This window comes from Allobacillus saliphilus (genome assembly GCF_018138385.1).
In the GTDB taxonomy this organism is placed as follows: Bacteria; Bacillota; Bacilli; order Bacillales; family Alkalibacillaceae; genus Allobacillus; species Allobacillus saliphilus.
In genome coordinates this window covers 37238-57842 of sequence record NZ_JAGSIE010000023.1, presented here as the reverse complement: position 1 = coordinate 57842, position 20605 = coordinate 37238, and the positions used below count along the sequence as shown (strand labels likewise).

Sequence of the window (20605 nt, the reverse complement as noted above, 5' to 3'; positions counted from 1 at the left end):
TGATTAACCGATTTTCTTTTTCGGTAGTTTATCGATATTGCCAAGCATAATGCCTGTACCTTTCGCAACCGCACTCATTGGGTCTTCTGAAATGAATACAGGTACTTTCAATTCATCAGCCATTAGTTGATCCAATCCGTGTAACAATGCGCCTCCACCTGTAATAATCACACCACGGTCGATAATGTCTGCTGATAGCTCTGGTGGTGTTTTTTCAAGGACAGATTTCGCCGCTTGTGTAATCATGCTGACAGGTTCACGTAATGCTTCTTCAATCTCTGTTGAGTTAATCGTAATGGTTCTTGGCAATCCTGAAATCAAATCACGCCCACGGATATCCATAGATTCATTGCGTCCTTCTGGGAAAACCGTCGCAACGTTGATTTTAATGTCTTCAGATGTGCGCTCACCAATTAACAATTTATATTTGCGTTTTATGTATTGAAGAATTTCCTGATCGAATTTATCCCCAGCCATTTTGATGGACTCCGAAGTAACGATATCGCCCATGGACAATACAGCAACATCCGTCGTTCCTCCACCAACATCAATAATCATATTACCGCTCGGCTGGAAAATATCCATTCCTGCACCGACCGCCGCAACTTTTGGCTCTTCTTCTATATAAATGCGTTTTCCGCCGCTCTTTTCAGCCGCTTCTTTGATTGCTTTTTGTTCGACTTTCGTAATATTCGTCGGACAACAAACGAGAATCCGTGGCTTCGAGAACATACCACGCACATTAATTTTTTCAATAAAATAACGTAACATCGCTTCTGTTACATCAAAATCAGCAATTACACCATCTTTAAGTGGACGAATTGCTTCAATATTTCCAGGTGTACGTCCAACCATCTGACGTGCCGCCTGTCCAACTTCTAATACTTTTCCCGTATTCCGGTCCATTGCAACAACAGCTGGCTCATTCAATACAATCCCTTTACCTTTAACGTGAATGAGCACATTCGCCGTTCCCAAGTCAATCCCGATATCTCTAGCGAACATGAACGATTGATCCTCCTGACACATGCACAAAATTTGAATTTATTCTATCATCATATTTTACCACTTTTTTTTCAAGGTGTCACATTCTTTTTGGGCGCGGTTGTCGGAGTTTTCTGCCTCATCGATGTATATCTGTTGATCCCTTATCATGGAGGGTGTGGTTGGCTCATATATTTTCAGTTTGAGTGCATATATTTTGGATTTGGGACCATATTTTTTCGCTTTCGGCACATAAAATGCTCAAGACGGACCATTTCTTTCATCTCGGGGATCATATTTCTACATATAGGGACCATATCATATAATGTCTATCCGCCTTTTTGCTTCTTAGTTTGGAGGGTGTGCTTGGCTCATATATTTTCAGTTTGAGTGCATATATTTTGGATTTGGGACCATATTTTTTCGCTTTCGGCACATAAAATGCTCTGAACGGACCATTTACTACATCTCGGGCATCATATTTATACAAATAGGGACCATATCATATAAAGTTGATCCGCTTTATTGCTTCCTAGTTTGGAGGGTGTGGTTGGCTCATATTTTTTCAGTTTGGGTGCATATATTTTCGATTTGGGATCATATTTTTTTGCTTTCGGCACATAAAATGTTCTGAACGGAGCATTTCAGTTATGTCAGGGAGCATATTACTAGAAAAAGGTCGCATATCCAACCAAATATTTATTGGAGAAATTCATTCAAGATTGAATTTCCACATCTTAATAACCAATTCAAAAACGGTAAACCTGAAATAATGTTATTTAGCTTGTCGGATAATCACTTTATCCTATTTTGACTTCTCCTTTAAGTTCGATTTTAATATGAAGAAAGGAGTAAGATAGTCATGTTAATAAAGAATCATGAAGTACCGCTTGCCTTATTGAAACTCGCGTCTATTAAAAGAAGGCTTCCAACAACTCACCCAAAATATCAGAAAATCTTCAACGACTGGGCATTGTATAATGCCGGTTATCGCGGGGAGTTGGCGCTCGATTATTATTTACATCGTTTTAATCAACCGGAAAATTATATGTTACATAGCCTCCGCCTGCATCATAAGCAAACTTTTCAGATTGATACGTTAATTTTACATCCCAACTTCTTTCTTCTAATTGAAGTTAAAAATCTCTCAGGAAAAGTGAATTTTGACCATGGTTTCGGGTTGATGACCAGGGAAAACAACGGCCACGTTCAGTCGTTCCAAGATCCCATCATCCAAGCTGAAAACCAAGCCTTCCTTCTACAAAATTGGCTGATTGATTTTGGTATTTCTGGTGTTCCTGTTGAATCGCTCGTTGTATTTGTGAATAATCACGTTCATTTGACACGCTCAGACGATCAACATGTTGACCCGCGAATCATTCATGCCAATAAACTTGCGGATACGTACAACCAACTTCATCAGAAATATCCGAAGAACCTTTTACCTACCCAAAAACTCCGTGTCATTGGCCAAAAAATGATGCAAGAAAATAAACCATTACAGGCCAATCCTTTCCAGAAATATCAACTTACGCGAACAGCCATTCAACCTGGTGTCATCTGCCCTATATGTGATTTCGCACCTATGAAACGTTACCACGGTTATTGGAAATGTGATTCTTGCGGACATTCATCATCATTTGCACATATTGATGCATTGAAAGATTTCTATCTCTTATTCAATGACCAAATTACGAACCGAGAGGCAAGATGGTTTTTTCAAATTGATTCAAGGAAGATCGCTCGAAATTTGTTAATCAAATTACCGATGGTCGGGAAAAATAAAGGGGCTTCTTATCAACTAGATTTTAATATAGAACGTGACTTTACTTACTTGCTTTCAACCAAAGAAAAAGACCAAGCTGGATACAGCCTGGTCCAATAAAGTTACTTCACAACTTCCGCTTCTTCCACAACATGGTTCACAACCGCTTCATAATGCTGCAATGCCACATCTGATAAATCCGTTTCTTCACCAAAAGTTTGTTGTAAAAATGCTTCTGTGACCGCTTTTGAACGAGGGTCTTCTTCCTCAACCATCTCCAGTGCGACGACACCCTCAAAGATTCTTGTCATTTGAACGGCGACTTTTTTCGGGTGCATTAATTGCGTCTGTTCATCGAGTTGAATGAGCTTTTCAAGCATGCTGGTCAGCTTCTGTAACGCCTGCTCAACTGGTGTTTTTAATGAAACAGCCACCGGATTCAAATTAGCCAGTCGCTCATTCATCTCTTGAACAAACGTTTGATGAATGTTGAATTTACGCATTAATCGTACGACTTCCAAGCCCAAAATATTGGCCGTTCCTTCCCAAACTGTCAGTACTTGCGCATCCCTCAATAATCTTGGCGTGACAAAGTCTTCGATATAACCATTTCCGCCATGCATCTCAATGGATTCATGAGAGAAGTGAATCGCTTGCTCGGCTGTTTCTTTTTTCAATAAGGCGATCAACAAACGAAGCATGGCTTGCTCTTCTTCTGAAGGTGTTGCTCCTTTTGCCATCACTTGGTCGAACCGTTCGATCAATTCAAAGGTTGCCGTCATTTCCACTTCTAATTTCGATACGAGGTTCGTTAATGTTTCCCGGACCATCGGGTAATCCGTCAGCTTTCCACCGAATGCTCGGCGTTCTTCGGCATAGTCTCTCGCTTCCACATAACCGCGGCGCATGATCCCTAATGATGCAATCGCATTACATACGCGTGAAAGGTTCAATGCTTCCATCATGTATTTGAATCCTTTTTTCGGATCACCGACGAGATATCCTTTCGCTTGGTCAAATTCTACCTCTGCTGAAGGGACTGCCCGCACGCCGAGTTTGTCTTTTAACCGTCGTACTTTTGCCCGGTTTTCCAACCGATTCTCTTCCCACGGGACTAAAAATAAACTCAAACCTTTTGTTCCTTCTGGGGCTCCTGGGATTCTCGCCAATACCATCGCAACACCAGCCATTCCCGTATTACTGGCAAAATATTTTTCACCGGTGATGTGGTAAATTTCACCGTAAGCATCTGAGCCAGCCGCTTCGGCAACCACTTCATTTGCTCCAACGTCCGAGCCGCCTTGACGTTCCGTTAAAAACGTCGCACCTTCATAAAGCTCTGTATCGCCTGTTGCGATGACATGCGGTAAATATTTTTTCCGCAACGATTCATCGGCATAATGATCGATTAAATAGCTTGTCGCCATCGTGAGCGTCACAGGACAATAAAATCCTGGTTCCGCTTGGGAAAGTAGGTAACCTTGGGCGTACGAATAGACATAATTCCCCTGATGGCCAAGCTCAGGAATTTCCTTATGAACATAGCCGACAATGCCCGTTTCATACGTCTCTTTCACGGTTTCCCGGTAGCCTTCATTCACCCAAATTTCATTGATTTCATTACCCATTTTGTCGTATTTGATCAGTTGTGGCTGTCCTTCTCGGTCTGTATGAACAGCACGGTCATCAATCTCTCCAGCGACTCTTTCGCCGAATGCGGTTAACTTTTCATCGGCATATTCAAAGAACTTCTCTGGCAACGACCGTTTCAGTAGTTTTTGCAGTAATGGATCTGATGTGTAAAAATTTTTCTCCGTCATTTTTCATCCTCCTAGCTGATTTGATTAATTGGATGTCATTTCTTCAGCAGAATCACGTAATTGATTCCGCAGTAATTTTCCAGTTGCGTTCCGCGGGAGCGCTTCCACTTCTGCGTAAAGTCTTGGAATTTTATAGTCTGCTACCCGTCCATCAAGGAACGCTTTACAGCTACTTGCTAAATCACTGACAGGTTCATTTAACACCACAAATGCTTTAGCGGTTTCTCCCCATTCGGCATGTGGAACACCAACGATCGCCACGTCCTCAATGCTTGGGTGCTGGACCAATTCCTGTTCGACTTCTGTCGGATAAATATTGACTCCACCTGAAATGATGACATCTTTTTTCCGATCGATCACCCAATAGTAGCCGTCTTCATCTTGCACAGCGATATCTCCTGTATAAAGCCAGCCGTCTTTTAACGTTTCGGCTGTTTTCTCTGGTGCTTTATAGTAGCCTTTCATGTTACCTTCACCACGCAAAACAATTTCGCCTGGCTCTCCTTGTGCTACGTCTTGACCTTGTTCATCAACGAGCCGGATTTCCGTATTCAAAGCAGCACGGCGACCGATGCTTCCAGCTTTCTCTGCATGTTCTTCTGCTTTCAACAATGTCCCGCTCGGCCCCGCTTCTGTCAGTCCATAGACACACCATAAATTTTCAGTTTTGAATTTCTCTTTCACGAATTTGACTTCATTTTGGCCGAGTGGTGCGCCGCCGTACACCCAATATTCCATCGATGATAGATCAAATTCATCGATATTCGGCTGTTTGGCGGACAAGAGATACGCTACCGGTGCGCCAAAGAAATGAGTCACTTTTTCTTGAGAAACCATTTGGAGCAATAAGTCTGGTGTGAATGTCGGTGCCAAAACGTGAGTTGCCCCGGTATATAACGCTGCTCCCATAAACAAATGTAGTGGTGCTGAATGGCTAAGCGGCATCATATGCAAAACCCGGCTATGTTCATTCATGGTCATTTCAATACTGATCATCGTTGCGACAGTCAAAATGCTCCGATGTGTAAAGACGACGCCTTTTGGATTGCCTGTCGTTCCTGATGTATATAAAATGGAGACCTCATCATCTTCCGTTGCATCGCAATCAATCACGATCGCCTCTTCGCTCAGTAACTGATCTACAGAATGCCAAGCACCTGCCGCTTCTCCTGTTTTAATAAACGTTAGATCATTTTCTTCTGTCAGACCTTTTGATGCTTCAAACAGCAATTCATGAGTTGCGAAAAATTCCGCCTCGCTATGGTCGATAATGTATTGGATTTCCGGTTGGGTAAGCTTCGCGTTAATCGGAATCGCGAGCCCCTTCAAACGGATGGCAGCCATATACAAATACAGAAACTCAGGCAAATTCGGCAAATGAATGATGAGCTTATCCCCTTCTCTAAAGCCTAAATTCCTTAAGCCATTGGCGATACGATTAACGCGCTCATCCCATTCTTGGTAACTGACCCGCTCATTTGGACTGACCAATGCTTCATGATCTGGCTGCTTATTGGCGTGCAATTTTAATAAAGTAGATAAATTCATTTTGCTTCCTCCTCTAATTTGGTTAAATCATTTCGAAACGTGTCCAAAAACATTTCCATCTCTTTTTTTAGCTGCTCGAGTTCGTTCAACCGCTTAGTGACTTCAGCTATCTTTTCTTCGCCGTATTCAATTGTTCGTTTCAGTTGCTCCCTCCCTGTCGGATCCTCTTCAAATAACAGAACCATTTCCTTGATTTCGTCCAGTTTGAAGCCGTACTTTTTCCCGCGAAAAATCAGTTGCAGCTGCGTTAATTCCTTCTTGGTGAATATTCGTTGCCCAGTCGCTGTCCGTTTAGGATGAATTAAGCCCACTTCCTCGTAATAACGGATTGTGCGATGAGACACGCCAAACCGATCAGCTACTTCAGCAATCGAATACGTTTTGACCAACTAATCACCATCCTTTGTCAGAATATTCGTATGATTATAGTGTATCATTTACGTTAACGTAAAGCGCAAGGCTTTTTACATAAAGAAATGTCCATATATTTCTGTTTAGGCAGCATATTTTCTAAAACTCGGCGTATATATCTTTCATTTGGAACCATATATTTAAAATTGGGGAACATATAAGTGTGCTTTGGAGCCAAATCATTCGTATAGGGGAGCATAAATCACTTTATATGCAAAAATAAAAACCGGTCGAAACCGGCTGTGTGAAAATTGAACTTATACAGTTTCCATCTCGTCTTTTTCTGTGTACTTTCGTTTCGTCGCTTCTCCACCACGCAAATGTCGAATCGATTTATGATATTCGAGTACGCTTTTTACTTCCTTGTACAATGCCGGATTAATTTTCGGTAGTCTTTCGGTCAAATCTTTATGGACAGTGCTTTTTGAAACACCAAATTCTTTTGCGATTCTTCTTACAGTTTGCCTGGAGTCTAATAAATGCGCCGCAATCTTTAATGTTCTTTCTTTGATGTGATCGTGCAAACGTCTCGCCTCCTGAAGTTGTCAACTCTTTGATGTGTTGATACAGTTTATTCACTCAGGAGGCCGATTATGAGCATACTTTCTCTATTGGTAAAAAAGTGTGGAAATATTCAGTTAGTTAGCGTATGATAAATTAAAAACGGAGGTGAGCTTTATGAAACGTAGTACAAAATGGGGTTTGCGGACAGCTATCTTTGTGTTAGTTTTTTTTCCTATTCTTTTCACCGTTATCTCTTATACAACGGATAACTGGAATTTTCTTTGGTATAGCTTGATTCCGACGTTTTTTTCAGGAAGCATCGGTCTCTTTGCTGCAATCAACCAAGCAAAGAAGGACCGACTAATGAGCGAGGATTGATTGATTTCGTTAAGCTAAAATTAAAATAACAATTGCCACGACAATTACAAAACCAGCGGTCGCAAAAGAAATAACCCCAAAGCCTTTTCTGCCTAATTTCATTTCAACCATTCCATTGACCACTTGAAGAACCCCCACAGCAATCAATGTGTAAGGCAGTAACCAAAACTCCCGCATGATTATACTATATCCCGCCATAAGGACGACAATGACAGCTAAAACAATTCGAGCGATATTCATTTTCCGATCCCCTTTCACTTTTACCCTTCATTTTCCTACTCCTATGAATTTCTTGCAACTATTTTTGCATTCCTTATCAGTTTAATGTAATATATAAATTGCATAGTGTAATTTATAATTTGCATAGCATTAAAGGGGATTCTATGAAAAATCGTGTAAAATTAGGAAGAATAAAAAAAGATTTAACCCAAGCTCAGTTAGCCAAACGTGTTGGAGCAACAAGGCAAACAATCGGGTTAATCGAAAAAGGAGATTATAACCCAAGTCTCCAGTTATGTATTGCCATTGCAAAAGAGCTTGGTCAAACGTTGGATGAATTGTTTTGGGAGGTTAGCTAAATGAAGACATGGTTATCACTATTTTTGCCGACAGACGAATACAAACGACAAAAACTTCTACTATTTATTGCTGAAGGTGGCGTATTACTCGTCCTTGCTCAATTTCTATCTTTGATTATTGGACCATTTGAATCAAGTCTCGTTCCAATAATTTCGATTGGCATTTTTGTTTTCTATGTAACTTTCAGGTATATCATCTCGGGCATGGAGTATACAGAGGTAGCAACGCAATCGGATTATAAAAAGGAACGGAAAAATATTGTTATGAAGTCACTAGGGTTCGGAGTCATTTTTACAGGATTGAACTTCTTGGTACAAGGTGAGGGCTTTCTCATTATTGAGCCAATCATCATGGGATTATTAGCTACGCTATTTTTCTTTTTATTCAATTGGCTCTCTTTGAAACAATCCTTCAATAAAAATCGTGAATTGATGGACGAATGAAAAAATCCCCCAGTTTTGGGGGATTCATTCCTGACCTTATTCCTACTTAAATCCTGGATTTACAGGCTGACCTTCTTCCATCAATCGGAAATGGACTTTAGAAATCTCTTCGTCGGTATAGACATTCGCACCAGAGAGACCGAGTGGGTCACCTTGCGTTAACTCGTCACCTTCACTGACATACACTTCAGAAAGGCTTCCATACATTGTCGCTCGTTCACCATCATGCTCCATTTCAACTACTTTGCCGAGAAGTTCATCATCTTTTACACTCTTTACTTTACCTGTGAGTGACGCGATAACTTCAAATGGTTCACCATCTGATGATGTAATATCGACACCTTTACTTTGGTAATATTGATTATTGTAAAAGATAAGTGCATCCAACTGATCTTCTTCTGCAGCATCCGCATCGTAATACTGTGTCAAAATTTCGGTTTTGTCACCGAGCATGACTGGCATGACTAAATCTTCTTGTTCCGCAACTACTTCCGCAGCATTTTCTTCGCTATTTTCGATAAGATCATTCTGTTCGACGTTCCAGCTGTAATCATTCGCATTTTCTTCAGCTGTGTCGTCTGCTGCGTTAAACTGATAAATCATGACCCCTGCTAACACGACTGCGACTAATCCAATGTAGAGTGTTGGATAAAACCAACGTTGACGAGTCAACCTTTTCCATTTTGATTGACGAAGGAATTTTCTTTCCTTATCACTCATTTTCATCACCTCAGCAACCATTCTGAACCGTTCCGATGAATTATATACATCCATTTCCAAAATTTTTCTGATTGCCGAGGTGAGTGGCTTTAAACAGTATTCGATTTACATAACTTCTTCTAGTGTCTGAATGTCGATTCCTTGATAGTAATGTTTAACGATGTCTTGATATGTCTTCCCTTCTCTAGCCATACCGTTCGCTCCGTATTGACTCATACCAACTCCATGTCCATAGCCTTGCGTCTTAAAAATAATATAATCGTTCTTTTTTTCAATCGTAAAGTCATTGGAACGTAGTCCTAATGCTTCGCGAACTTCACGTCCACTAAAACTTTTCCCATTGATGGTTAGCTCTGCAATTCGTCCACTCTGCGTTCGTTTCACATTTGATACAGTTAAATTATTCGAAGCATTAATATCTAATTGTGCTGCAACTTTGTTCATCGCGATGACTTCTTGCTCACTAAACTCAGGTGATGCTTCATCCCACGGACTCGACACACTTTTTAAATAAGGAATTTCATTTTGCCAATAGTCTTCTGCATTTTCCGTATATCCATTACTTGTTGAGAAAAATTGTGCCGTAATCGGCGTCCCTTCATAAGTAATGATTTGACCTTTTGTTTCCTTTACAGCTTGCTGGAGCTTCATGAATTTTTCAGAGAAATCGACACCCCAGTCTTCACGGAGTTCTTCTTCACTTTTAAATACTTGGTCATTCACCGTATCCGTAACGTCATAAGCTTCTTCACTTCCTGTCAGCATCTTTTTCACGATATATGTTCTTGCAGCAAGTGCTTGTGCTTTAATAGCTTCCTTTTCAAAGCTCATCGGCATTTCTGATGCGACTACGAGCGCAACATATTCTTCAAGCGGTACTTCTTCAACGAGCTCAGTCTCCTCGCGAAAAACAGAAACGATCGGCTCTTCACTCGGTGTCTCTTCTTGAGTGACTGGCTCACTTTCTTCTTGTTCATTTACTTTCGTCGATGCCTCGGCAAAGGGCATGACAAGAATAGTAGGCAAAATTAGGATGACTGAGAGTAACGTGGCAACTAGAATGATTGGTACCTTTTTCACTTTTGAAATTCCTCCTTTGATTATCTCTTGACTATTACTAGTTCTATGTAAAAGGTACCTTTAATAGAACATGATTATAGAAATTTTATAGAAGATATTTAACGCTTGCTGAAATTGATAGATTGTTCAACGCGAAAAAGCCCATCTCCTATTTGAGATAGGCTTTAAGCTTATATGAATATTAATGATGAGTTCAGCTATTTAGCTAGATTTTGCCAACTTATCTGTCGTAGTTGTTGGTTCTTCTACTTCATCAGTAACACGTTCAATTGTCGCGCCGAGTGATCTAAGTTTTTCTTCAAAGTTAACATAGCCACGGTCTAAATGTTTTAGCTCAGTGACTTCTGTGCGTCCTTCTGCGACTAGTCCTGCAATGATGAGTGCAGCAGCAGCACGTAGATCAGTTGCTGCGACTTCTGCTCCTTGCAGTTCGACTGGGCCATTAACAATGGCACTACGTCCTTCAATTTTCGCCGTAGCGTTCATCCGTCTGAACTCTTCAACATGCATAAAGCGATTTTCGAAGACTGTTTCAGTGATGACACTAGTACCTTCTGCTTTCATTGTTAGTGTCATGAACTGAGATTGTAAATCAGTCGGGAAGCCAGGATACGGTAAGGTTTTAATATCGACAGGCTTCAATTTTTCACGAGCGGTAACACGAACAGCATCATCATACTCTTCGATACGAACGCCCATTTCTTTCATTTTTGCAATCAATGAGCGTAAATGTCCTGGAATCGCGCCGTTAACAACGACGTCTCCGCCTGTTAATGCAGCAGCAATCATAAAAGTTCCTGCTTCGATTCGGTCAGGAATAATCGTATGCTCCACACCGTGTAATGTAGGAACACCTTCGATACGAATCGTTTCCGTTCCTGCACCGATTACTTTACCACCCATTTGATTAATATAATTCGCTAAATCAACGATCTCTGGTTCTCTCGCACAGTTTTCAATGACAGAAGTACCTTCTGCCAAAGCTGCTGCCATAATAATGTTTTCCGTAGCACCTACGCTTGGAAAATCTAAATATATTCTTGCGCCTTGCAACTTTCCTGGTGCGAATGCTTCCACGTAGCCATTCCCTACATGAATATCTGCACCCATCGCTTCAAAACCTTTTAAATGTTGATCGATTGGTCTTGAGCCAATTGCACAGCCTCCTGGCATCGCAACCTTTGCGTGACCATACCTGGCCAATAAAGGTCCCAATACGAGTACAGAAGCTCTCATTTTACGTACATATTCAAATGGTGTTTCCGTTTTTAATGTGTTAGAAGCATCAATATGAAGCTTGCCATCTTCTCTTAATACATTTACATTCATATATCTTAAAACTTCACTAATTGTATCTACATCAGCTAGCGTCGGCACTTGGTCGAGCGTACTTTTCCCTTCACTTGCCATGATGCTTGCTGCAATTACAGGTAAAACTGAGTTTTTGGCACCCTCGACTTGGACAGTCCCTTCAAGTCGATTGCCTCCCGTCACAATAATTTTCTCCACAACATTTCCCTCCGTGTCGATAATTCCGTATGTTATTTAATATTCAATTACAAGGATAGGTGTGCCGATTGTCAATGTTGCCCCATCTATCTCATCTCTGATCGCTAATTGAATATTAATAGAATGCTGACTTTCATTTAGACTCGTTTTTATTAGGTCGGTCTTACCACCTAATACTTTAAATCTTGACTCATCAAGCATATTTTGTTCTTGAATGTCAAAATCTTCTCGTATTCTATCAAAAAACAAATTACTATTCATTCTATCACTGTATTTAGACTGATAACAAGAGTAATAAAGCCCATTTTTAAAGAATTCTTTAAAGCTTTCATCATTCAATCTTTGTTTGATTTCATCTTTCACTTGTTCATTCCAGATATCCCCTGTCAGAACATAAGTGACTTTCACTTTTTTACGTTGGTCAAAACGAGATACATCAAACTCTTCGTGTACAAGTTCGTTTTTATGGGAGTCTTTTGAAAAATCTTTTTGTATTAACATATTTTCTAAACGTTCGACTTGTGATTCATTTATCTCAGTTCGAATGGTGAAATTAAATGAATCGATCACTAACTCATTTTCTCTAAAATATTGATCGAACGTTTCTATGTCATTCAAAAAGTTATCTAGATTCGTAGTTTGATAGATTGTGTGATTCGAAAAAATAAAAGAAATTAAATAAAGTCCAATAAATAAAGTTCTCATTATTTCCACCCCTCTTACTTAAAGGGTGGGCACGAAACACTAAGAATAAACCTTTTAAACTTCGACATCTTTTTTAGATCAAATAACTCAACTGACCTGACCAACGAATAAAATCAAGAAAAAAATTACTTACTGTAGTACCTATCACAATTGAAAGTAAAATAAACAACAATTTACTTTCAACTTCTCGATTCTTCTTAAAAATACTTTGAATATTGACTGATTCTAAAGCTTTCCAAGCTAAAATAATAAAAATAATGTGGGAGATCATTCCCGTTAATGCATCAACTGTTGGTTGTACAAACATCTCGGACACCTCTTAGTAAGCATGTGCCTGCTATTCCCCACCGAATTAACTTTGCTTAAAATAAGTCTATTGTTTGAGCTAATGTTACATTTCCCGGGAAATATCGACACCAAACCTAAAGTTAATTATTTAGTGAAATTAGTTGTGGACCATGAAATCAATGATTATGTAGTTTGTTGTGGGTAATAAGTTATGTATTATTCTGTTCATCTTGTTGTAATATTATAGCGTTCATTCGTCACATCATGGTTTAATTGTTGTTTGTGTGCTGATTGCCGACAAAGGCTTTCTAACTGTTGATACGGTGCGGCTGACTGTTGATAAACAGGTGCTAACTGTCGATAAAGGCATTCTAACTGTTGATAAGGCTCACCTGACTATCGATAAAGGCGTTCTGACTGTTGATAAGGCCCTTCCAACTGTCGATAAACGCGCGCTAACTGTTGATAGGGCGCAGCTGACTGTTAATAAACAATCAATAAATATAAAAAAGAGGCCAACCTCTTAGTTTGGGATCAGCCTCTTTTTATTATTGATGATTTGCAATATCAATACGGTTGATCGCACGTTGAAGGGCGATTTGTGCACGCTTAAAGTCAACGTCGTCTTCTCGCTTGGAGTTTAGACGTTGCTCTGCGCGTTCCTTTGCTTGCTGAGCACGGTCGACGTCAATGTCGCTCGGTTTTTCTGCAGATTGCGCAAGGATTGTCACTTGGTCAGGACGTACTTCGACGAACCCTCCGTTAACAGCGACGTACTCCGTATTGTTCTCGCTTTTTAGTCGTACTGCACTGATGGTCAATGGTGCAACGAGTGGAATGTGACCTGGTAAGATCCCGAGTTCTCCACCTTCCGCTCGACAGCTTACCATTTCATAGGTGCCATCTAGTACAGGGCCGTCAGGAGTGACAACACTCACATTTAGTGTTTTCAATCTTACCCCTCCTTGGGCAGTGGTAAGCGAAGAGGTCAATTACGACAGTTGCCTCTTTCGCTTAACGTCCCATTATTGTTCCATTTCTTCGGCTTTCTTAACGACTTCTTCGATTCGGCCAACCAAACGGAAGGCATCCTCTGGCAAGTGATCGTATTTACCGGAAAGAATTTCTTGGAATCCTTTGATTGTTTCTTCAACAGGTACATAGGAACCTTTTTGTCCTGTGAACTGTTCTGCTACGTGGAAGTTCTGAGATAAGAAGAACTGGATCCGACGCGCACGTGCTACTGTTTGTTTATCATCATCTGATAATTCATCCATACCAAGGATTGCGATGATGTCTTGAAGCTCACGGTAACGCTGTAGCGTTTGCTGCACTCTACGTGCTACATCATAGTGCTCTTCACCGACGATGTTCGGGTCAAGTGCACGAGATGTAGATGAAAGTGGGTCTACCGCAGGGTAAATCCCTTGTTCTGTCAATTTACGCTCAAGGTTTGTTGTTGCGTCCAAGTGAGCGAATGTTGTTGCTGGAGCTGGGTCTGTGTAGTCATCCGCAGGTACATATACAGCTTGGATCGATGTAATCGATCCTTTGTTTGTTGATGTAATACGTTCCTGTAGCTGACCCATTTCCGTTGCAAGTGTCGGCTGGTAACCAACGGCAGATGGCATACGACCTAGTAGGGCGGATACCTCTAGACCACCTTGTGTAAAACGGAAAATGTTGTCGATAAAGAGTAGAACGTCTTGTCCTTCTTCATCACGGAAGTATTCTGCCATTGTCAAACCTGTCAAGGCAACACGCATACGTGCACCAGGTGGTTCGTTCATCTGACCGAATACCATTGCTGTTTTACTAATAACTCCGGAGTCGCTCATTTCGTAGTAAAGGTCGTTACCTTCACGTGTACGTTCACCAACACCAGCGAATACGGAAATACCACCGTGTTCTTGTGCGATGTTGTTGATAAGCTCCTGGATTAGTACGGTTTTACCTACACCCGCACCTCCGAAAAGTCCGATCTTACCACCTTTAACGTAAGGGGCAAGCAAGTCTACAACTTTGATACCTGTCTCCAGAATTTGTGTTTCTGTAGCTAGTGTATCGAAAGCTGGTGAATCACGGTGAATTGGGTCACGTCTAACGTCATCAGCGATTTTTTCATCTAAATCAATATTTTCACCAAGAACATTAAACACTCGTCCTAGCGTTGCTTCACCAACTGGAACGGAAATTGGTGCTTTTGTGTCTTCTACTTCTAAACCACGAACGAGTCCGTCAGTTGAAGACATTGCTACGGTACGTACTGTGTCGTCACCTAGGTGAAGTGCTACTTCGAGTACTAAATCGTCACGTAGGTCTGTTCCAGCTACACGTAAAGCGTTATAGATTTGAGGTAAATCTCCACTATCAAACTTCACGTCAACAACTGGTCCCATGACCTGTGTGATGTGTCCTTTGCTCATCCTTTTCCCTCCTAACTGAATCGAATCAGAAAACATCTTTTCAGTTCATACGAATCTTGTAGTTCGCGATTATTCTAATGCAGAAGCACCACTGACGATCTCGGTGATCTCTTGGGTGATTGCTGCTTGACGTGCACGGTTATAGGAAAGGGTCAATTCGTCGATTAACTCTTCTGCGTTGTCCGTCGCACTGCGCATCGCGGTCATACGAGACGCGTGTTCACTTGCTTTACCATCGAGTAATGCACCGTAAATTAAGCTTTCGGCGTACTGAGGTAAAATTGTATTTAAGATTGCTTCTTGATCTGGTTCATATTCATATGTGCTGAGCTGTTTTCCTTCTTCATTGATGTTCGTCAATGGTAGAAGTTTTGTTTCAGTCACTTCTTGAGTAATTGCACTCACATAGTGGTTATAGTGTAAGTACAGCTCATCTACTTCTTCATCTTCAAAGAGATTTACAGCATAGCTTGTAATCTCTTTAATTTCCGCAAACTCTGGTTGGTCATCCAAACCGACGATGCTTTTAGCGATCGGCAGTTCCATTCGTTTACAGAAATCAGTGCCCACTTTACCTAGCGGGATCACCACATATTCGTCTTTCGAACGATGACGCTGCTGAACTGTTTGGTACAGGTTTCTTAAAACGTTACTGTTATAAGGACCTGCCAGGCCACGGTCAGATGTGATGACGACATATCCAGTCTTCTTGATCGGACGAGATTGGAGCATTGGATGATCGACATCCACGTTGCCAGCAGCGATACTCGCTACGACCTCTTGGATTTTCTCCATGTAAGGGACGAACGACCTCGCATTTTGCTCAGCTTTGTTCATTTTGGATGCGGAAACCATTTCCATTGCACTCGTGATTTTTTTCGTACTGGAAGTCGAATTGATTCTGTTTTTTATATCACGAAGAGATGCCACAACGTCTCACCACCTTTTTTAAGAGACTTCTTCGTATTTTAAAAAGGTGTGTCAGAAATAGATTCATACGAGTCAATTTCCGACACGGTCAAACAGATTGTTTATATGAATCATTGAATTATTTTTGTTCACTTACGCTGAACGTGTTTTTGAAGCCTTCAATCGCTTTGTTGAATTCTTCTTTGTCCGGAAGTTGTTCCGTTTCACGGATCGATTGAAGTAGTTCAGGCGCATGCTGTTTCAAGTAAGCATGTAGGCCTTCCTCGAAACGCTGTACATCTTCCACTGGAATATCATCCAGGTAGCCATTAACCAATGCGTAAATAATTGCAACTTGGTATTCGACACCTTGTGGTTGATGTAATCCTTGTTTCAAGACTTCAACCGTACGTTCACCACGGTTCAGTTTCGCTTGCGTTGCTTTATCAAGGTCAGAACCGAATTGTGCGAAGGATTCCAACTCACGGAAGGACGCTAAATCTAGACGTAGCGTACCAGCAACTTTCTTCATTGCTTTAATCTGTGCTGAACCACCAACACGGGATACGGATAGACCTGGGTTGATCGCAGGACGTACACCGGAGTGGAATAGGTCAGACTGCAAGAAGATTTGTCCGTCTGTGATGGAAATAACGTTCGTTGGGATATACGCACCGATATCACCGGCTTGTGTCTCAACGAATGGTAGAGCTGTCAATGAGCCGCCACCTTTTGCATCACTTAATTTAGCTGCACGCTCTAGTAAGCGAGAGTGCAAGTAGAATACGTCTCCAGGGAATGCTTCACGGCCTGGTGGGCGACGTAGTAGCAAGGAAAGTTCACGGTAGGCAGAAGCCTGTTTGGATAAGTCATCATAGACAACCAATACGTGTTTTCCGTTGTACATAAATTCTTCACCCATGGATACACCCGCATATGGTGCTAGGTAAAGAAGTGGTGCTGGGTCAGATGCACCAGCGTTAACGACGATTGTATAATCTAATGCACCATGTTGACGAAGGGTTTCAACAACACCACTTACTGTGGATTCTTTTTGTCCAATCGCAACATAGATACAAATAACGTCTTCTTCTTTTTGGTTAATGATTGTGTCAATCGCGATTGCCGTTTTACCTGTTTGACGGTCACCAATGATCAACTCTCGCTGTCCACGTCCAATTGGAACCATGGAGTCGATTACTTTAATTCCAGTTTGTAGTGGTTCGTCAACTGATTTACGATCCATAACTCCTGGCGCCGGACTTTCAATCGGGCGGGATTTGGATGTTTCAATTGTACCTAAACCATCGATTGCTTGACCTAATGGATTCACAACACGACCTAATAATTCTTCTCCAACTGGAACTTGCATAATACGTCCGGTACGGCGAACTTCATCACCTTCGCGGATTTCAGTAAATGGCCCAAGAATAACGATACCGACGTTGTTCTCTTCAAGGTTTTGGGTCATTCCCATTACGCCGTTAGAGAATTCAACGAGCTCTCCAGCCATTACATCATCTAGACCATGTACACGAGCGATTCCGTCACCAACTTCGATTACGGTACCGACATCGTTTACTTCGATCTCAGAATCATAATTTTCAATTTGCTGTTTAATCAGCGCACTGATTTCTTCAGCTTTGATGCTCATCCATTTCACCCCTATCTTTACTTGTTTGCAGACGTAAGGTTCTGCTCTAAACGTTTCAACTGTGTCGCAAGTGTTCCGTCATAAATCTTATTGCCGATTTGGACACGGATGCCCCCTAGCAATGAAGTGTCGACGATATTGTTCATTCGAAGTGTGTTTAAATTCAATCGTCTCGCAAAAACCTTCTCAACTTGAGCTAGCTCTTCTGGAGAAAGCTCGCGAACGGAATAAACATCTGCTTCTGCAACTCCACTTGCTTCGTTTTTCATTTCAACAAATGAATGGACCATATCCGGAATGATCTCGACACGACCTTTGTCTACTAATAGTAGGAGTGTGTTTACCAGATCTTTCGTTAAATCTTCAAACGTATTCCGAACGAAATTCTTTTTATCCTCAGTTGAAACTCGTGGATTATTCATATATGTGCTGAAAGCAGGTTCATTTTCATATACTTCAGCAAGTACATTGAGTTCATTTTCAAACGAATCAAGAGAAGCTTTTTCTTTTCCTAATTCGTAAAGAGCTACCGCATATCTTTTGGCTACAATTGAATTACTCATTGTCTTCGCCTACTTTATCCAAGTAATCGTTGATCAATTTCTCTTGTTCCGTTTCAGAAAGTTCTTTTTCAATCACTTTGCTCGCAATCTGAACAGATAAACTACCCACTTGTGTTTGTAGCGCTTGGATTGCTTTGTCACGCTCTTGTTCAATTTCAAGACGCGCGTTTTCTTTGATACGTGCGGCCTCTTCTTTTGCGGCTTTAATTAATTCTGCTTGCTGATTTTTTGCAGTTTCGTTAGCGTCATCAATGATTTGTTGCGCGTTTTGACGGGTATTTTTCAACTCGTCATTCGCTTCATTCATGAGCCGTTTTGCTTCTTGGTTGCTTTGTTCTGCTTGATCTATTTCACTCGCAATATGTTGTTCACGTTCTTGCATGACATTCATCAACGGTTTCCAAGCGAACTTGGTAATTAACGCCAATAGAATGATGAACGTAAGCAACTGGATAATCATGTCTCCAAAAAGTAACCCATTGGAAGCACCAATGATTAATGCTTGGTCTAGCACGGCTTTCACTCCTTTCGCCTATTCTTCTATAAGGCTTCACATGGAAATCAACGTTTGAAGAAACATCTCATTTTCACATGCTCTCTTTAATCTTTCGCGTACAAATGAATGGCGAAGCTTTTAGTAGACTCCGCCATTATTTTGATGTATTCATTCGACTACATTACCATGAAGGCAATAACAACGGCGATAATTGGAACCGCCTCAACCAACGCAACCCCGATAAACATTGTTGTTTGTAGGGCACCACGCAATTCTGGCTGACGAGAAATACCCTCTACTGTACGAGATACGATCAAACCGTTACCGATACCAGCACCTAGTGCCGCTAAACCTACTGCAATTGCAGCTGCTACTGCTCCTGTCATTGAAAACTCCTCCTCTTGGATATTAAAAATTAGTATTTTTTATGAATTAATGGTCATCGCTCACTTTGTGCGACATATACACCATTGTTAACATAACGAAGATAAATGCTTGGATGGCAGCAATGAATAGTTTAAATCCTTGCCAAGCTAATGTTGGTACAATTCCACCAACAAATCCAAGTGTACCGGAAGCCATCAGACCGATTAGTAAGGTCAATAGAACTTCCCCTGCAAAAATGTTTCCGTAAAGACGCATACCGAGTGTTAGCGTGTTCGCAAACTCTTCGATAATTTTTAGCGGAAACAATAGTGGAACGGGCGTGAAAAAATCTTTGACATATCCTTTTCCACCTTTGATTTTGACGCCATAGTAATGGGTTAACGCTACTACCATAACGGCAAGAGTCAATGTAATACTCGGGTCAGCTGTAGGTGATTTCCACCAAAGATCCCCGTCATACACGACCATAAACATAATACCGAGTAAGTTACCTATAAAGATGTAAAATAACAATGTAAGCCCGAGTGGCAGGAATTGCTTCCCTGTTCTCCAGTCCATCGTACTGCTGACCATCCCGCGTACGAAATCGACAATCCATTCCATAAAGTTTTGAAACCCACTAGGTTTACGTTGGAGTTTTCTACTTCCGATTACTGCGATAATAAATACAATTGCGGAAGTAACGATGATCATCATGACGTTGGACAGATTGAAATCGAGCCAACTGATCCCAAAGAGATCCTCATATATAGGTGCACCGTGATCCAAAATCATTCACCCCTTTTCGTACTGGTAGTCTTTTTACTACTGAATATAAAATCTATCATAATGACAAAATATGGTGTCATTAAACCCACAACGGCTGCAATAATGTGGAAATGCTCCGGAAATCGTAGAATGATGACGACAACCAATGCGGCTGCAGCAAATCTGGAAAGTGTTCCAAATGATTTTGCCGTCTGATTGCTTGCTGCCTTTTCTCCCATGATATCAATCTTCTTTTGAAGTAGAAACAGATTGAAAAATCCGGCGGCAATTCCGATGATCAAGCTTTGAAAAATGACTTGGTAATCTGTAAATCCCCAACCGATCACGGAGATGGCTAGTAAATACAGCATCCATTTTCGTTGCCTATTGATCATGAATGAGTAGTTATTCACGATGATTGTCCCCCATTAATTGATTGACGAGGTAGATCATCCCATAGACACCTGCGGCTAAACCGACCAACAATCCGAGCAATAGAAACCATGGGCTCGTACCAAAATAATTATCGAGCCAGCGTCCAGAAAAAATGCCGACGATTGTCGAACCCGACAAATAACTTAGAATCGTTGTTGTAATGGCAATCCCGCGAAACGGTTTTCCATTCATAGACATACCTGCCAGTCCAGCTTGTCTTTATTATGCAGATGTTTAAAAACTCTCTTAAAAGG

General features: G+C 41.1%; 26 protein-coding genes. 5 read left to right on the top strand and 21 right to left on the bottom strand.

What is annotated here, in order from left to right:
- Positions 1–3: 3 nt before the first annotated feature.
- The gene (mreB, locus tag KC820_RS08255; protein WP_272874473.1) at positions 4–1005 is read right to left on the bottom strand and encodes a rod shape-determining protein; all 1002 of its coding nucleotides are present in this window, start codon (positions 1003–1005) and stop codon (positions 4–6) included.
- Between the two features lie 841 nt (positions 1006–1846).
- On the opposite strand from mreB, the gene KC820_RS08250 reads away from it, so the two are divergent.
- Positions 1847–2869, top strand: a complete 1023-nt coding sequence (locus KC820_RS08250; RefSeq protein WP_212370169.1) for a nuclease-related domain-containing protein — start codon at positions 1847–1849, stop codon at positions 2867–2869.
- Positions 2870–2871: 2 nt separating this feature from the next.
- On the opposite strand, the gene KC820_RS08245 is transcribed toward KC820_RS08250, so the two are convergent.
- The 4 genes from KC820_RS08245 to spoIIID all read right to left on the bottom strand — a co-directional run bounded on the left by KC820_RS08245 (position 2872) and on the right by spoIIID (position 7052).
- Positions 2872–4569, bottom strand: a complete 1698-nt coding sequence (locus KC820_RS08245; RefSeq protein WP_212370167.1) for an acyl-CoA dehydrogenase family protein — start codon at positions 4567–4569, stop codon at positions 2872–2874.
- A 24-nt stretch (positions 4570–4593) separates the two neighbouring features.
- Entirely contained in the window at positions 4594–6117 is a 1524-nt protein-coding gene (locus KC820_RS08240) for a class I adenylate-forming enzyme family protein (RefSeq protein WP_212370165.1), read from the bottom strand.
- Positions 6114–6506 carry a MerR family transcriptional regulator gene (locus tag KC820_RS08235; RefSeq protein ID WP_212370163.1) on the bottom strand — a complete coding sequence of 131 codons (393 nt, stop codon included), beginning with the start codon at positions 6504–6506 and terminating at the stop codon, positions 6114–6116. The genes KC820_RS08240 and KC820_RS08235 overlap by 4 nt, the downstream gene beginning before the upstream one ends.
- Positions 6507–6785: 279 nt before the next feature.
- Positions 6786–7052 carry a sporulation transcriptional regulator SpoIIID gene (spoIIID, locus tag KC820_RS08230; protein ID WP_144088511.1) on the bottom strand — a complete coding sequence of 89 codons (267 nt, stop codon included), beginning with the start codon at positions 7050–7052 and terminating at the stop codon, positions 6786–6788.
- Between the two features lie 154 nt (positions 7053–7206).
- Here spoIIID and KC820_RS08225 point away from each other — a divergent pair, with 154 nt between their 5' ends.
- Positions 7207–7410 carry a hypothetical protein gene (locus KC820_RS08225; RefSeq protein WP_212370162.1) on the top strand — a complete coding sequence of 68 codons (204 nt, stop codon included), beginning with the start codon at positions 7207–7209 and terminating at the stop codon, positions 7408–7410.
- A 9-nt stretch (positions 7411–7419) separates the two neighbouring features.
- On the opposite strand, the gene KC820_RS08220 is transcribed toward KC820_RS08225, so the two are convergent.
- A complete protein-coding gene (locus KC820_RS08220) occupies positions 7420–7650 on the bottom strand; it encodes a hypothetical protein (RefSeq protein ID WP_144088513.1) in 231 nt (76 codons plus the stop codon).
- Between the two features lie 143 nt (positions 7651–7793).
- Between KC820_RS08220 and KC820_RS08215 the strand changes: the two genes are divergently transcribed.
- Positions 7794–7988, top strand: coding sequence for a helix-turn-helix transcriptional regulator (locus KC820_RS08215; RefSeq protein WP_144088514.1), 195 nt, complete (start codon positions 7794–7796; stop codon positions 7986–7988).
- The gene (locus KC820_RS08210) at positions 7989–8432 is read left to right on the top strand and encodes a hypothetical protein (RefSeq protein ID WP_212370160.1); all 444 of its coding nucleotides are present in this window, start codon (positions 7989–7991) and stop codon (positions 8430–8432) included. It begins immediately after the preceding gene.
- Between the two features lie 42 nt (positions 8433–8474).
- On the opposite strand, the gene KC820_RS08205 is transcribed toward KC820_RS08210, so the two are convergent.
- The 5 genes from KC820_RS08205 to KC820_RS08185 all read right to left on the bottom strand — a co-directional run bounded on the left by KC820_RS08205 (position 8475) and on the right by KC820_RS08185 (position 12753).
- Entirely contained in the window at positions 8475–9152 is a 678-nt protein-coding gene (locus tag KC820_RS08205) for a M23 family metallopeptidase (protein ID WP_212370158.1), read from the bottom strand.
- A 105-nt stretch (positions 9153–9257) separates the two neighbouring features.
- A complete protein-coding gene (spoIID, locus tag KC820_RS08200; protein WP_212370156.1) occupies positions 9258–10232 on the bottom strand; it encodes a stage II sporulation protein D in 975 nt (324 codons plus the stop codon).
- A gap of 201 nt (positions 10233–10433) precedes the next feature.
- Positions 10434–11741 (bottom strand): UDP-N-acetylglucosamine 1-carboxyvinyltransferase, encoded by a 1308-nt coding sequence (gene murA / locus KC820_RS08195; RefSeq protein WP_212370154.1) that lies wholly within the window; start codon positions 11739–11741, stop codon positions 10434–10436.
- A 36-nt stretch (positions 11742–11777) separates the two neighbouring features.
- The gene (locus tag KC820_RS08190) at positions 11778–12446 is read right to left on the bottom strand and encodes a YwmB family TATA-box binding protein (protein WP_212370152.1); all 669 of its coding nucleotides are present in this window, start codon (positions 12444–12446) and stop codon (positions 11778–11780) included.
- A gap of 73 nt (positions 12447–12519) precedes the next feature.
- Positions 12520–12753 carry a DUF1146 family protein gene (locus tag KC820_RS08185; RefSeq protein ID WP_144088520.1) on the bottom strand — a complete coding sequence of 78 codons (234 nt, stop codon included), beginning with the start codon at positions 12751–12753 and terminating at the stop codon, positions 12520–12522.
- A 265-nt stretch (positions 12754–13018) separates the two neighbouring features.
- Between KC820_RS08185 and KC820_RS08180 the strand changes: the two genes are divergently transcribed.
- A complete protein-coding gene (locus KC820_RS08180; protein ID WP_212370150.1) occupies positions 13019–13261 on the top strand; it encodes a hypothetical protein in 243 nt (80 codons plus the stop codon).
- Positions 13262–13282: 21 nt separating this feature from the next.
- Here KC820_RS08180 and KC820_RS08175 read toward each other — a convergent pair whose 3' ends face one another.
- The 10 genes from KC820_RS08175 to KC820_RS08130 all read right to left on the bottom strand — a co-directional run bounded on the left by KC820_RS08175 (position 13283) and on the right by KC820_RS08130 (position 20543).
- A complete protein-coding gene (locus KC820_RS08175; protein ID WP_144088522.1) occupies positions 13283–13687 on the bottom strand; it encodes a F0F1 ATP synthase subunit epsilon in 405 nt (134 codons plus the stop codon).
- 72 nt (positions 13688–13759) lie between these two features.
- Positions 13760–15160, bottom strand: a complete 1401-nt coding sequence (gene atpD / locus KC820_RS08170; protein WP_144088523.1) for a F0F1 ATP synthase subunit beta — start codon at positions 15158–15160, stop codon at positions 13760–13762.
- A gap of 69 nt (positions 15161–15229) precedes the next feature.
- On the bottom strand, positions 15230–16090 hold the full coding sequence (gene atpG / locus KC820_RS08165) for an ATP synthase F1 subunit gamma (RefSeq protein ID WP_144088524.1): 861 nt from the start codon (positions 16088–16090) through the stop codon (positions 15230–15232).
- A gap of 118 nt (positions 16091–16208) precedes the next feature.
- Positions 16209–17723 carry a F0F1 ATP synthase subunit alpha gene (atpA, locus tag KC820_RS08160; protein WP_144088525.1) on the bottom strand — a complete coding sequence of 505 codons (1515 nt, stop codon included), beginning with the start codon at positions 17721–17723 and terminating at the stop codon, positions 16209–16211.
- A 17-nt stretch (positions 17724–17740) separates the two neighbouring features.
- Positions 17741–18286, bottom strand: a complete 546-nt coding sequence (locus KC820_RS08155; RefSeq protein ID WP_144088526.1) for a F0F1 ATP synthase subunit delta — start codon at positions 18284–18286, stop codon at positions 17741–17743.
- Positions 18279–18800: a F0F1 ATP synthase subunit B gene (gene atpF, locus KC820_RS08150; protein ID WP_144088527.1), complete on the bottom strand. Its 522-nt coding sequence runs from the start codon at positions 18798–18800 to the stop codon at positions 18279–18281. The genes KC820_RS08155 and atpF overlap by 8 nt, the downstream gene beginning before the upstream one ends.
- A gap of 158 nt (positions 18801–18958) precedes the next feature.
- Entirely contained in the window at positions 18959–19168 is a 210-nt protein-coding gene (gene atpE, locus KC820_RS08145; RefSeq protein ID WP_144088528.1) for a F0F1 ATP synthase subunit C, read from the bottom strand.
- Between the two features lie 46 nt (positions 19169–19214).
- A complete protein-coding gene (gene atpB / locus KC820_RS08140; RefSeq protein WP_144088529.1) occupies positions 19215–19937 on the bottom strand; it encodes a F0F1 ATP synthase subunit A in 723 nt (240 codons plus the stop codon).
- A gap of 2 nt (positions 19938–19939) precedes the next feature.
- Complete coding sequence (locus KC820_RS08135) at positions 19940–20329, bottom strand: ATP synthase subunit I (protein WP_246065395.1); 390 nt, start codon at positions 20327–20329, stop codon at positions 19940–19942.
- Positions 20322–20543: an AtpZ/AtpI family protein gene (locus KC820_RS08130; protein WP_377862700.1), complete on the bottom strand. Its 222-nt coding sequence runs from the start codon at positions 20541–20543 to the stop codon at positions 20322–20324. Before KC820_RS08130 ends, KC820_RS08135 begins: the two co-directional genes overlap by 8 nt.
- Positions 20544–20605 lie beyond the last annotated feature (62 nt).